At 59.3% G+C, this 14,074-nt stretch carries 12 protein-coding genes; all 12 read left to right on the top strand.

From position 1 onward, the window contains the following. The 12 genes from ON40_RS50305 to ON40_RS32895 all read left to right on the top strand — a co-directional run bounded on the left by ON40_RS50305 (position 1) and on the right by ON40_RS32895 (position 14,014). Positions 1-615, top strand: coding sequence for an HNH endonuclease (locus ON40_RS50305; RefSeq protein ID WP_157186547.1), 615 nt, complete (start codon positions 1-3; stop codon positions 613-615). Continuing rightward, positions 591-3,296, top strand: a complete 2,706-nt coding sequence (locus tag ON40_RS32945; protein ID WP_083896092.1) for a phage major capsid protein — start codon at positions 591-593, stop codon at positions 3,294-3,296. The genes ON40_RS50305 and ON40_RS32945 overlap by 25 nt, the downstream gene beginning before the upstream one ends. Positions 3,297-3,397: 101 nt before the next feature. Continuing rightward, the gene (locus ON40_RS32940; protein WP_040829032.1) at positions 3,398-3,661 is read left to right on the top strand and encodes a hypothetical protein; all 264 of its coding nucleotides are present in this window, start codon (positions 3,398-3,400) and stop codon (positions 3,659-3,661) included. A gap of 18 nt (positions 3,662-3,679) precedes the next feature. Next, a complete protein-coding gene (locus ON40_RS32935) occupies positions 3,680-4,321 on the top strand; it encodes a head-tail connector protein (RefSeq protein WP_040829031.1) in 642 nt (213 codons plus the stop codon). Then, on the top strand, positions 4,318-4,743 hold the full coding sequence (locus ON40_RS32930) for a hypothetical protein (RefSeq protein ID WP_051193889.1): 426 nt from the start codon (positions 4,318-4,320) through the stop codon (positions 4,741-4,743). The genes ON40_RS32935 and ON40_RS32930 overlap by 4 nt, the downstream gene beginning before the upstream one ends. Positions 4,744-4,773: 30 nt before the next feature. Beyond that, positions 4,774-5,106 (top strand): hypothetical protein, encoded by a 333-nt coding sequence (locus tag ON40_RS32925; RefSeq protein WP_040829030.1) that lies wholly within the window; start codon positions 4,774-4,776, stop codon positions 5,104-5,106. 355 nt (positions 5,107-5,461) lie between these two features. After that, positions 5,462-5,881, top strand: coding sequence for a hypothetical protein (locus tag ON40_RS32920; protein ID WP_040829029.1), 420 nt, complete (start codon positions 5,462-5,464; stop codon positions 5,879-5,881). Next, a complete protein-coding gene (locus ON40_RS32915; RefSeq protein ID WP_040829028.1) occupies positions 5,881-6,414 on the top strand; it encodes a hypothetical protein in 534 nt (177 codons plus the stop codon). Before ON40_RS32920 ends, ON40_RS32915 begins: the two co-directional genes overlap by 1 nt. A gap of 27 nt (positions 6,415-6,441) precedes the next feature. Next, the gene (locus ON40_RS32910) at positions 6,442-6,933 is read left to right on the top strand and encodes a hypothetical protein (RefSeq protein WP_218008896.1); all 492 of its coding nucleotides are present in this window, start codon (positions 6,442-6,444) and stop codon (positions 6,931-6,933) included. Positions 6,934-7,052: 119 nt separating this feature from the next. Beyond that, on the top strand, positions 7,053-7,241 hold the full coding sequence (locus tag ON40_RS53415) for a hypothetical protein (protein ID WP_051193887.1): 189 nt from the start codon (positions 7,053-7,055) through the stop codon (positions 7,239-7,241). A 34-nt stretch (positions 7,242-7,275) separates the two neighbouring features. After that, positions 7,276-7,671, top strand: a complete 396-nt coding sequence (locus ON40_RS52375; protein ID WP_157186546.1) for a hypothetical protein — start codon at positions 7,276-7,278, stop codon at positions 7,669-7,671. A gap of 22 nt (positions 7,672-7,693) precedes the next feature. Then, positions 7,694-14,014 (top strand): hypothetical protein, encoded by a 6,321-nt coding sequence (locus tag ON40_RS32895; RefSeq protein WP_157186545.1) that lies wholly within the window; start codon positions 7,694-7,696, stop codon positions 14,012-14,014. Positions 14,015-14,074 lie beyond the last annotated feature (60 nt).

The following is a 14,074-nucleotide window of genomic DNA, read 5'->3' as shown; positions in this document are numbered from 1 at the left end:
TTGAGTAAGCCTGTTTGCGAGATCGAAAATTGCAACGATCCAGTCTATTGCAAAAAGAAGTGCAGACCGCACTACAGAAAAGCTTACGAAGCGGAAAATCGCGAAAAGCTGCTAGCCAATAAGCGCGCCCGATATTACGAGAACCGCGACAAGAACCTGGCGGACATGCGTGACTACTACTGGCGCAACAAAGAAGCCTCGCAGGAGCGATTCAAGAACTGGTGCGAGGCCAATCCTGGCTACTTCCGGGATCGTTACCTAGCGAATAAAGAGCACATCCTCGCCATGAACAAAGAGTGGCGAGACGGCCATCCTGAATATTTCCGCGCCCACAGCGCCAGAAGGCGTCACCAAGGCGCAGTCGGCATGACGGCCCAAGACAAGATCGACTCGGTTGAATGGCGCAAACGTATAGCCAACGACCCCTGCTATTACTGCGGGAAATCCGCTGAGTCGATGCATGTCGATCACATGAATCCATTATCTCGAGGCGGCACCGATCATTGGTGGAACCTCGTTCGTTCCTGCCAGCAGTGCAACCTTCGGAAGAATGCGAAGACTGCTGAGGAGTTTATCGAGGAGCTAGATAGATGCCTCCAGCCAATAGAATCATAACTCGCGACGTCGATTTCACGCTAGCCGCAACCGGTGATGCTCCCAGTGATAAGAGAACGTTGTGCGGCTACGCGGCTGTTTTTGGACAAGACACGCAAATCAATAGTTTCGAAGGCGCGTTTACCGAGCGCTTGGCTCCTGGCTGCTTCAAAAAGACCCTCCAAGAGGGCAAGCTTCCTATTTGCCAGTTCGCGCACGGCCGTGATTCCCGCACTGGTGGCGTCCCGATCGGCGTCTTCACCGAGATGCGCGAAGACGACCACGGCTTGTATGTAGAGGCACGGCTTTTTGAAAACGACCTCGTCGAGCCGATCCGCCAGGCCATTGAAGCGCAGGCCATCAGCGGAATGTCGTTCACTTTCACTGTCACTCGCCAGGACTGGTCCGACTCTCAGGGGCGGAGCGTTGGCGGCAATGAGCTGAACAGGCTCCTGTGGGATGCCGGAGATCGCGGCCCATTGCAGCGGACTATCCGCGAGGTCAAGCTGATGGAAGCCGGGCCTGTGATTTATCCGGCTTACGAAGGCACTTCGGTTGGCGTCCGTTCGATGGACGAGATCACCGACGAACAGCGCCAGGCGATTGTCGATGAATACCGCCGAACGATGGCCGAGCTGGAAGCCGCTCCGAAGGCCGATGAAACCGTCCGCAGCGAACCTCCGAAGACCGAGATCCACATTCATATGGCGGATGTCGACAAGGCGATCGAGACGGCGAAAGAACTCCGCGACGGCCCGACCGATCCGCCGGAAACCGCACTCGACGGCGACACCGATGGCGATGACGACACAAAGGATGTCGACGCCGAGGTCGATACGTATGTCGATGAAGACGGCGTAGAGCATTCCTTTTCCAACGGCGTCTGTATGACGCATTCCCCGACTATGCCGGACGGCCGCGCCAGCGATGACAAAAAGCCTTACGGCGACGTCGCTTACGCAGATCCGAAGAACGGCAAATACCCGATCGACACGAAGGCTCACGTCAGGGCCGCGTGGTCGTACATAAACATGCCGAAAAACCAGAAGGGCTACAGCCCCGATGAATTGCAGGCAATCAAATCGAAGATCAGGGCCGCAGCGAAGAAGTTCGGCGCTGACATCGAATCCAAATCCGCTGAGGACAGCGCCGTCGAACAACGCGACACCCTGACCGACGCCATTAACCCCGAAGACGACAACGCCGCCGATGAAGGCACCTTGCGCGCACGGGAGTCCGAAAAGAAAGAAACCCGAGCCGATGAGGCTCCCGTAAAGAGGAAAACCCCTGTGACTCTTACCGAGTTGCGGCAGCGCCTGGCGGAGATCGATGCCCGCGTTGCCGAGATCAATGTCGAATTCCGTGACGCTGAGCTGCCTGCCGACGTCGAGACCGAGAACACCGAACTCCGCGATGAGCGGCCGAAGGTGGAGGCTCGTATCGCCGCGATTCTGAAGCGGATGGACGAGCTGGCCGAGGGCGAGCGGGAGGGCCGCACCGAGCGTTCGTTCTCGTCTGCTCCGACCGGTAGCCGCAAGCCGGAGAACATCTACGACCTGAACGAGATCCGCCAGGCGTCGCACAACGAGGACGACTACCTGCAGCTGGTCCGGGACAACGCCGCCCGTGCAATCGAGCGCGCCAACTACACCCGCATGGTTGCCAAGGAGGACGCTCAGACGAGCGCACAGGCGCTGCTGGACACCGTCGACGACGAGAACGCCACCCTGGCTCATCGGATGCTGCGGACCGGCTCGAGCTTGTATGAGCGCGCCTGGTCGAAGACGGTTGCTGCGGGTACGCCGCAGATGCTGTCCGGCGAGGAATATCGTGCTCTGTCTTTGGGAACTGACGGTAGCGGCGGGTATGCTGTGCCGTTCGAACTCGATCCTACTGTAATCCTTACGAGTGCTGGCGTCATCGATCCGCTGCGGAGCGTTTCCCGCGTCGAGCAGATCGTCGGCAAGGAATGGATGGGCGTCGTGTCTGCGGGCACCAGCGTCACCCGTTCTGCTGAGGCGTCGGAAGCGTCGGACAACAGCTTCTCCCTGACCCAGCCGACCGTGAAGACCAACCGTGTCGCTGGCTTCATTCCGTTCTCGTACGAATTGGCTGAGTCTTGGTCGCAGGTGCGTTCCGAGATCACCCGCGCTCTGGTTGACGCCAAGGGTCGCGAAGAGGCGAACTCGTTCATGCTGGGGGATGGCACCGGCACCAACGCGGGCGGCGTCATCGGCACTCTGCCGGGCGGTTCCTACGTGGCCGCGACTCCGGGTCAGGCATTCACTGCCGCTGATGTTTACCACCTCGAGGAAAGCCTCGATCCGCGCTGGCGTAATGCGAACGCCAAGTTTATCGCTCACCGCGCGAATTACAATAAGATTCGCCAGTTCGATCAGTACGGTGGCGCTCAGCTGTGGCAGCGCATTGGCGCGGGAATGCCTTCGGAGCTGCTGGGTTACCCAGCTCTGGAGTCCTCGGTCATGGCGTCGACCCACGCTACCGGCGACCTGTTCCTGATCTTTGGTGATTTCCAGCAGTTCCTGATTGTGGACCGTATCGGCATGAGTGTCGAGCTGATCCCCCAGGTATTCGGTTCGAACCAGCGTCCGACCGGCCAGCGCGGTATTTATGCGATCTGGATGAACAACTCGGTCGTTCTGGTTCCGAACGCTTTCAAGGTCCTTCAGGGCCAGGCGTAATCGATTGATTTAAACGAGGTCGATGAAGCCGGTAACGAATTCCGCATACGGAGGCTTTAAATCGTTGCGGAATTGACCTCGTTTATTTCGAAAGGATTGATATGGCAGGCGAAATCTACCTCGCCAAGACCAGTTTCTGGTACCACGACGACAACGGCGATCACCAGTTCTGTGCTGTCGGCACCCGCGTCCGCGAAGGGCACAAGATCCTCGACGGCCGGATGTCGCTATTCAAACCGGATGACGTTCTCGAGCCTGAGCGCATGGACAACGGACGGGTTGTGGTCAACGACGCCCTCGAAGCCCCGGCTGAAAAGCCCGCGCCGGTCAAGCGCCCGGGTCGCCCCCCGAAGGCTGCCGAATAACCCGAGAGATGGCGTGACATGTACGGCGACAACTACTGCACCCTGGCCGACATCAAAGCGTATATGCATCTCGATCCGACCGAAACCAACTTCGATACGTCGTTGACGGCCGCGATCAATGCCGCAAGCCGCGAGATCGAGAATTATTGCGCCAGGCAGTTCAACAATGACTACGACGTCAATGGCGTCCGACAGCCTGCGACTACGCGAGTGTTCCGGCCTTCGGCGGTGCGGTTGGTACTGATCGACGACTTGTACACCACCGCCGACCTGGTCATTCAGCACCGCACGATCACCTCGACGGCGCTGACGACGTTCAATGTGAACACCGATTACGAACTCGAGCCGTTCAATGGCGTCGTCAATGGCGTGGCCGGGTGGCCGTATCGACGCATGGTTCTGCCGTTCTGGCGCTATTTGTGGGATATCTCCCGGCTCGAAATAACCGCGCATTGGGGTTGGGCTGCGGTTCCCGACGCTGTCAAACAAGCATGCCTGGCCGTGGCCGCGCAGAACTACAAAATGGGCACCGCACCGCTCGGCGTATCAGGTACGCAGCTCAGCGGTGGTCGAGGTTTGCCCACGGTGCGCGTTCACGATATGCCGCAGGCGGCCGAAATGCTCGATCCGTACTGCGCTGATCATCCAATGGTCGGGTGACCGGAATGACATATTCCCTCACCCAGATCCGGACCGCGATGACGACCACGATCCGCAACTCGATTCCCGGACTGATCGTCTACAGGTCGGTCGAGGAAATGACCGAAGTTCCCTGCGCGATCCTCGAGCCCCGATTCGCCGACTTTGATGGCGCTATGCAGGGCGGTGACCACGTCTGGCATTTCTACTGCTACATCATGGTCAGTCGCACCGAGCCTTTCTATGCATACCAGAAGCTCGATGGATACATCACCGGCAAAGGCTCGACAAGCATCCCTCAGGCGATCGAAGACACCCCCAATCTCGGGCTGGACGACTCGGTGTTCGCGCACTGCTACGGGATGAAGGACTATGGCGGCTCGTTTTCTTCGGCAGCCATCAATCACATCGGTGCCGTGTTGATGATCACCGTGCACTCCTGAATTCTTCTTTTCTGAAAGGCGAGCCGACAAATGGCTGCTCTTACTATTCAGCTGCTTTCCGACGCTGGCACCAAGCCCACCTTTTCCGCTGCGACAACCGCCGATACAACCGCGATCGGCAACGGCACCAACACATTCGTCGTTTATAAGAATGCTGATACCAGCACACACACCCTGACCATTACCGTCGCCGGAACAACTACGTACGGCGTGGCGCTTCCGCAGAAGACGGTCACCATTGCCGCGACTACCGGCGAGGTGTGGGTTCCGCTGCGCAAGGCGTACGACGACGGCACCGGCATTGCCCATCTGGCGCTCGATGCAGCGACAAGTGTCACTGTGGCGGTGGTCCAGGTTGGTTAGCCCTCATGCGCAGAGGTGGGAGGAAATCCGTCGCGCCAACCGCGATCAAGGACTGGCGAAACGGCTTTTCCGGGTGGTCGGTCCGCACACGGTCGCGGGGAAATGTACGGGCGAGACGGTCGAACTGGAAGTCACCAGAGATCAGGCCGACGCATTGATTCTCGCGGGTCACATCATGGAAATCCCGTTCGAAACCCCCGGCGAATTTCCGGCCGACTATTCGGAGCCTGATTTTCTCGGTCTGAACCCCGAAGCCGGTCCTCCGGTGCCATTCACAGAAACCACTCCAGAGGCAGAAGAAACACCTGCCCAGAAGGGGCCGTCTGCCCCTAGAACCCGAAGGGGCAAATAACCCATGGCTCACAAGTTTATCCTGCGGAACTGCTCGATCACCGTCAATGGCGTCGACTTCTCCGACCACGTTTCCAGCGTCGAGATCGCCCTGAAGAAGGCGTCAATCGATACTACCAATTTCGCGGGTGGGGGAAAGGAAGCTCAGGCGGGCCTGAAGGAAGACGAGTTCACCATCGACTTTCAGCAGGATTTCAATGCCGCCGAAGTCGACGCGACGCTGTTCCCGCTGTACGACCTCGAGTCCGAGTTCCCCGTCGTGGTCAAGCCTGTCGCATCCGCAGTCTCGGCGACCAACCCGTCCTTCACCGGCACCTGCATTCTGCTCGAGTACACCCCGTTGACCGGCAAGGTTGGTGACCTCTCGACGACCAAGGTGAAGTTCCCGACCCAGCGCACCGGCATCACCCGCGCCACTTCCTAATGTCCGAACACGACGCCCGGATCAACGTCAAGCTCGAAGGCTACGAAAAGTTCGGCGACGTCGCTCGCATTATCGGCCGAGTCGACCGCAACTTCCCGAAGTGGATCCAAGCCGAGATCGAAAAAGAGGCCAAGCAACTCCAGCGCGAGGCCCAAAAGTCGATCAAAGGCCAGCGCGGCGAATCGAAGGCGAAGAAGGACATCCTCGGCGAGATCGCGGAAGGCATCCAGGTCGAGAAGTTCTCCGAAGACGGCGGCGATGGCATGCACATCATCACGTCGATGCCGGAAGAGAACGAAGAAAACCTCCCTCGCGGCTTCGACACCACGTACGGCGGCTTCTGGCATCCGTTGTTCGCCAAAAAGGACGAACTGCGCAAGAACTGGAAGTGGTACCACCAGGACGGCAAATACTCCTGGTGGGTCGACGTCATGGAGCCGAGCAAGGTCGACGAAGAACTCGAGCCGAAGATGCAGGCCATCGGAGACCGCGCAGCGGAAGAGATCGGCTCGGCTGGCGAAACAAAAGCGTGAGGCTCAACACCTCTCATAGACGGGAGGGTGCAGGTTTTTTGCGGGCCCCTGCACCCATCCCTTAATTCCCCATGCCCGCGTTTTATCAAGCCCCGCAACAGTTTTGAAAGGCCCCGCAAAATGGCTCTGCTTAATCGTGATCAGATTCTCGCCGCTGAAGACCGCAAGACCGAGGAAGTCGACGTCCCCGAGTGGGGTGGTTCGGTCTTGGTTCGTACCCTGTCCGGCCGCGAGCGCGACGAATTCGAGTCCTCGACCGTCCGTACGCGCGGCGGTAAGCGTGAAGAGAACTTCGTCAACTTCCGGGCCCGGCTGGTCGGGCTGTGCATGGTCGACGAATCCGGCGAGCGGATGTTCAAAACCCGCGCTGAGATCGACATGCTCGGCAACAAAAGCGTCGCGGCACTTCAGCGTGTATTCAACGCGGCCCAGCGGCTGAACGGAATGACGGATGAGGATGTCGAGGAGCTGACCGAATCTTTCGACGAGACTCCCGACGCGGATTCTATTTCCGACTAGCTCTCGCGCTCGGGAGAACGGTCGAGGAACTACTCGAAACCATCTCATCTCATGAACTCGCGGAGTGGCGAGCATACGAACAAGCATCCGGCCCCCTCGACCGCGCTTATTCGGACGACATGCTCGCCCACATCCACGAAAAGCTCCAAGATTTACTGTATCTCACTGGCGGCGCGTGGTCCGGAGAGGGCGAAAACCCCGTCCCGCCGAGGTATCGAGTTCCGCGCCCCAACGAGATTTTCGCACCCGACGAGGACGAGGGGATCAGCGAAGACATCGGCGAACTCGACGCTCAATTCGGCGGCTAGAACCGGCCTGCCAGCTTCAAAAGGAAAGCTTTAAATGGCGAATCACATACTCGAGGCGACCCAGGCCGGTCCTGCCGTCAATATCCTCACCTCCGCTTCGCGCACCGCCAGCCCTGATACATATGAAATTCAAGGCATCGATCGCTACAGCGGCCTTGTCGTGGTCTGCGATGTCAGCGCGGTTGTTTCCACGCCATCGATTACCGTGTCGATTCAAGGCGTAGACCGCTTGTCGGGCAATACATGGACGATCCTCACTTCGCCCGCTATCACCGCAGTCGGCACGACGGCATTGAAAATCCACCCCGGCATCACCACGACGGCGAATCTCGCTGCTTCGGATTTCCTGCCGCCTTTCACGCGAATCGTCGTCACCCACAGCAACGCTAACGCGATCACCTACACCGTGGCGGCATATCTAGTCAACTGAATATCAGCGAAGGACGTACGTCATGGCAACAGTAAGGTCCTCGCTGGAATTCTCCATCACCGCCGCATATCTCGGTAAACCGGCGATGGAAGCCGCTCGCAAGGACTTTTTGGAGACGCGCACCGAACTCCAAAAATTGGCCGACGAGGCGATCAACATCCGCGTCAAGCTGTCCGGCCTCGACGATGATATAGCGGAAATCAAGGCTCTGACGAGCACGCCCCAGGACGTTCATCTCCACGGCGTTGCCGACACCAAGACCGCCGAGGGGCAGCTCAACGAAACCGCCCGCTTCCGTCCGGTGACGATGAAGGCTGTAGCCGAGACAGCGGACGCGGTGCGGGATCTCGACCAGGCTGCGCACGACCGCACGGTGATCATCCGGTATCGGCCCGAGAATGCTCGCGAAGCCGCCACTGCTGCCGATGACGCTATGCGCGACCGCACCAACGTCATCGGCACGGAAGTCCAAGGCGTCTCCGAAGCAGCAGCCGCTTTCGACGGGCTGAACCAGAAACGCGCAGCGGAGTTCGTCGCAACCCCCGAGAACGTCTCCGAAGCCAATGCCGAACTCAACGAACTCGCGAAACCCCGCGTCTCGCCGATCGTAGCGAAAATCGAAGCCGACGCCGCCTCGCAAAAGCGCATGAGCGACCTGATCGCCCAGAAAAACAGGATGAATTACGCGATCGAAGAGGTGCGCCGCAAGCGCTACGTCGAGATCGATGAAGGGCTCGGGCAGGCGAAACGCGACGTCAATGAACGATATCCCGATCGAAGGCGAAATCCGCAATCGGCGCGTGCGGCGTTCAATGAAAAGAGCGGGCTCGAATCCGAGGCGAAGAACGCCAAGAACTCCGCGCGGATGGATGAGCTGCGGCAAAAGAACGTAGTCCAGCAGTGGGCGGATCAGCAAGGGATCGACGAACGCGCCACCACGAAGAAAACCAAAGCCGGAATCGTCCAGGACGCTCGCGACCAGAGCGCTGCGGAAAAAGCTCACGCACGCAAGCAGTCCCAGGCTCAGAAAGCGATGGAATCGGCGGCAACGGCCAAAGCGAAGATCGACAAGACCGCCGAGGATCGTACAGCGACGATCAGGGTCCAGGCGCAAGCCGGTGATGCGAAGGCCGCGATCGATGACGTAGCCAAGCGCCGCAAACTTCAAATTGATCTTGATCTGAAGAACGCGAAGGACGAACTCGACAAGGCTTTCCCCGGCAAGCGGCCGATGGAAATCCAGACGATGATCACCAGCGCGAAGGACAACCTCGATTTCGCGGCACGAAACAAAAAGCTCGACATCGACCAACGGAGCGCAGGAGCTAAACGCGACATCGACCGAGCCGTCGCGACGCGTCAGGTGGCCGTCTACCGGGGCGAAAATCGCGACCAAGTCGACGCCGACGCCAGCCGCACTATCTCGACGATCAAGAACACAGCTGCGACCGGTATATCGAATGCGCAGTTCGAGCACTCCGCACAACAGCGCGAGGCAGTGATCACCGCGAAGGCCGACACCGCCGAAGCGAGAGCCCAACTCGACGAAGTCGCAAAGGCGCGGACTGCAAGGGTCGATACCGACTCCAGCGGCCTGGACGGCATCAAGAGCGCTGCTGATAAGGCTACGAAGTCGGTCAAGGATCTTGCGTCGGCTATGGCGCTGGTCAGCCTCGGCTCTGCGGCTCTGGGCGCGGTGATGACGACCGGTCTTGCCGCTGGTGTCATCGCAGCCGGTGGAGCGGCTATCGCGGTCAACAAGCGGCTCGCCGCCAGCCACAAAGAGGCGATGGACGCCGCGCAGCTGCAAGCCGAGACCGCCAAGCGTGACCTCGCCCAGGCGTACCGAGATGTCGCCGATACGGCGATCGAATCCAGCCAGAGGATCGCGGCAGCGCAGCACGAAGTACAGATGGCCGACCGCAACGAGGAAGATGCCCGCCGGTCACTCACCGAGGCATACCGCGACGCTCGCCAGGAACTCGAGGATCTGCAGCTGCAGCTCGAGCAGGCTCCGATCAATCAGCGTTCCGCCGACATTGGTGTAGCGCGCGCATACCAAAACCTCACCCAACTCGGTAAGCGGCAAGACGTTACGCCGCTTGATTACGAAGACGCTTTCAATCAAATCGATGAAGCGAAAGCCCACCAAGACGAAGTTCGCGTGAAGAATCAGCAGCTTCAGGACAACGCGGCTGTCGCAGCCAAAAAGGGTGTCGAAGGCAACGACAAGGTCATCAAGGGTAAAGAGGCTCTGGCTGACGCAGATTATCAGCAGAAGGTCTCGCAACAGGATCTCGTCAACACTCAGCGCGAGACCGCCGAAGCTCAGCTCAAAGCCGCCGAGTCTGTCAAGGTCGCGCTTCAGGAACAGGCCCGCGCCAATAGCGAACTCGCGAAAGCGACCAAGGACGCTAATAGCGCGATGTCTCAGATGTCTGCGATGTTCGCGGATCTCGCTGCGCCACTTCAGGGCCCGTTGCACAACGCGATGCAGTCGCTGAAACAGCAGTTCATGGACATGAAGCCGGTTATTCAGCAGGGCTTCCAGAGCGCGGCCGATTACGTTCAGCCGTTCACCGACGCACTGACCGGGTTGATGCTCGGGCCCGTGCCGGGAGTCGTTACGGCGCTGCAGAATTCGCAACCAGCTGTTACGGGCTTCCGCGACGGGATGCGCTCACTCGGAACCGATATCGGCACGATGTTCTCGCAGATGTCTGCAGGGTCGGCCGGTTTCGGTGATCTGTGGCGCTCGCTGGGTGATCAGGTCGGTAAGTTCCTCATTCAGATCGGCACATTCATCGGCCAGTACGCCGGACCCGCTTCTCAGGCGCTGTCGACGCTGCTGCAAGGCGTCAATGACCTGGCTGCGGGGTTTCTGAACGGCCTCGGTCCCGGGATGAAGGATCTGCCCGTCATCGCCAGCGCCATCGCGAGCGTGATGAAGGACGTCGGCCAGATCATCGGCATTCTCGTGCAGAGTTCGTTCCCCGCGATCATCGCCATCGCCCCGATCATCAAGGATCTCGCGACCGGCTTTGCCGCAGTGATGAATTGGCTCCAGCCGATGCTGCCGATCCTGGCTCCCCTAGCCGCCGGGTGGTTCCTGCTCGACGCGGCACTGGACCTGAACCCGTTCGTGTTGATTGCGGGCGCTATCGCAGGCGTCGCAGCCGGAATCGGTTACCTCGCAACGCAAACCAAGGTCTTCCAAGACATCTGGAACAAGATGCCCAAGGGGGTCCAGGAGTTCGGCGCGGCCGTCGTCAACGACACGAAGAAGGCTGGCGGCGCTGTAGCGAGCTTCGCGACGAAGAAGGATTCCAACGGTCAGACCGGCCTGCAGAAAACCGGAAGCGCGATCATGCACGCCGGGTCCAGCGTCGGTGGCGCGGTAGTCTCCGCCGGAAAGTCGCTCGGCAAAACATTCGCTCCTGAACTCCAGGATATGAAGGCTACGTTCGGCGGAATATGGTCGAGCCTGAAAGCCGAATGGGATAAAGACCTGAAACCGGCGTTCGATTCTTTGTGGTCTTCGCTGAAGGTTCTGTGGAATAACTCGAAGCCTATTCTCGACTTTATCGGCGGCGCGTTCGTCGCTATCGGAAAAGTCGTGATGAGCGTAATTTCCGGGGTCATAGGGCCGATTATCGGCGTTTTTGTCGACACGATCAAGAATATCGTCAACGCGGTCCGCGGCCTGATTATGATGATCAGCGGATTCTTCGAGACCGTGAAGGGCGTCTTCGAAATCTGCTTCAATTTCTTCAAGACCATATTCGGCCTCCTGAAGGGTGTATTCACCGGCGATTTCTCGACGTTCAAGAGCGGACTCGACGGAATAGGCAACGGATTTAAAGATATGCTGTCCGGACTGGGCACATTCTTTGCCGGAGTATGGCACCTGGTTACGTCGCTGTTCGGCGAGGTCATCGACATCCTGAAGGGTGCCTGGAAAACCGTCGAAGGAATCGTTCTCGGAATTGTCAACGGAATTATCCACTGGTTCGAATGGCTGTACGACGAAATGGTCGGTCACTCGATTATCCCGGACTTGGTCAACGACGTCATCAAATGGTTCGAATCGCTGCCCGATAAACTGATCAAGCTCGTCGAAGATCTCGGAAAGAAAATCGCCGACGCGTTCACGAAATTGTGGGGCGACGTCAAGGATATCGCTTCGAAGGCGTGGGATGCGCTGAAGAACGACACCGGCATCGGCAGCTTCGTCGACGGAATCAAAGGCACCTTCTCCGGGCTGCTGAAGGATATCGGCGATATCTGGGACGGAATCAAAAAGGTGTTCGCTACCCCGATCAACTGGGTTATCGGCATCTGGAACAACGACATCGTCGGCAAGATTCCCGGCCTGGGCAAAATTGATACTATTCCGGGATACGCAAGCGGTGGTCAGCCGGACGGTTCACCCGGATATATCAACGGCACCGGCGGTTCGCGCGAGGACAAACATGTCGTAGCCGTTTCCAACCGGGAATACATCGTCAACGCCGAAGCGACCAGCCGCAACCGCGCGGTATTGGATGCCATGAATTTCGGCGGCGAACGCGCGATGATTCCAGGGTTCGCACTCGGCGGCACACCCGCACACGCCGAGGCCGAAGTTCCGGGATTCTCCCTCGGCGGCATCGCGTTCCGGCATATGCGCAAAGCGGCCGGACTGAGATTCGCTGACGGCGGCCCGACAGACGGTTCGACCAACCCGGCAATCGCCCGTGCTCTGCAGTGGGCTGCTGGCTATCAAGGCAGGCCATACAACGACCAAGGCTGGCTGGACTGTTCGGGTTTGGCTTCCGGTATCTACGACTCGCTCCTGGGTCGTACTCCGAAGCGGGAATTCACTACGACCTCCGACTTCACCGCGCTCGGGTTCGTTCCAGGACGTGGCGGAATCATGGAGATCGGCGTCACACCGCTGCCCGGCAATTACGGACACATGGCGACCACTCTCGCCGGACACAAGCTGGAGTCGGGCGGCGTTCACGATGACATCCGCGTAGACGGCCCTGCAATCGGCGCTGACGACTCGCAGTTCGCTGACCACTACTACCTGCCCGGGAAGTTCTTCAACCCCGCATATTCGGGCGCTGGAGCTGATGGGGACAAGGGATCTGGTGGCGGCTTCTTCGGCATGATCGGCAGCGCGTTCCAGGCAGTGGTCGGCGGCGTCCGGTCCGGCATTTCGGATTTGTTCCAGAAGCTGACCGACCCGGTGCTGAACGCGATTCCCGACCCGATGATCGGCGGCCAGAAGGGCTTCCTCGGTAGCTTCCCGAAGCAGATCGCGACCAAGAGCCGTGACGACATCGCCAACCTCATTCGCGGCCACGAATCGACGAACACCATCGGCGGAGCAATCCCGACCGGTGACCGGCTGGCGGTGATCGATGCCGCGCTGGCACTGACCCACACTCCGCCTCCCGGCACGAAAGAGCAGTGGGAAGCCGGGATGAACACCCTCGTCGAGCGCGAATCCGGGTGGAATACCGGCGCGATCAACGACTGGGACGACAACGCGAAAGCCGGTAATCCATCGAAGGGTTTGGCTCAAACGACGGGGACCACGTTCGCGGCATTCGCCGCACCAGGCCACAAAAACATCTTCGAAGGTGTCGACAACCTCGCAGCGAGCATCAATTACATCAAGTCGAAATACGGCGGGATTGATCGGGTGCAGCAAGCGAACGCGAATATGCCTCCGAAGGGTTACGCGACCGGAACGACGAACGCGAAGAAGGGGTGGTCCCTGGTCGGCGAACTCGGCCCGGAACTGGTGCTGTTCGGCGGCGGCGAAACCGTCATTCCGAACAACATGCTCGGCAATCTCAACGACAACTGGAACGCCGCAGCGCAAGCCAACGGTCTCGGACTGAAGGCGCAGTCGGCGGGTCAGGCGTTCGCGAAAGCCAACTTCGATCAATTCGTCGGAGACCTCGGCGGATCTACGAGCGGTGACGGCCTTGCAGAAGCGGCATTCACGCAGGTTCCGAGTTATCTGCTGGCGCTGGACGCGTATCAGAAGTCGGGAAAGCTCGGCAAACCCGCGTACCAAACCCTGTCCAATCAGATTCAAGGCGACTTGTCCAAGCCTCCGGCGAATCCGCTCGACCCCGGACAAGAGGGTGTCACGACGCAACCGGGAACGCCTCCTCCTGGCGCACAGCCGCAGCAACAGCAAAATCAGAATCCGCTTTCTCAATTCCTCCACCCGACCGAAGTTCATTTCCACGTGAGCGACGTCGACGAGGCGATGGGGAAGTGGAAGCAAACTCAGCGCGAAGCGACCCTGGGTTTCGACCCGCTCGGAATCTTCGGCAGCTGACATACACCAGAAAAGGCCCTTCGTTCAGTGATGGATGGAGGGCCTTTTCTTCTGCTCGAA

It is taken from the genome of Nocardia jiangxiensis NBRC 101359 (assembly GCF_000308615.1).
GTDB classification, from domain to species: Bacteria; Actinomycetota; Actinomycetes; order Mycobacteriales; family Mycobacteriaceae; genus Nocardia; species Nocardia jiangxiensis.
The sequence above is the reverse complement of the archived record's forward strand: the minus strand, read 5'-3'. Positions and strand labels throughout refer to the sequence as shown.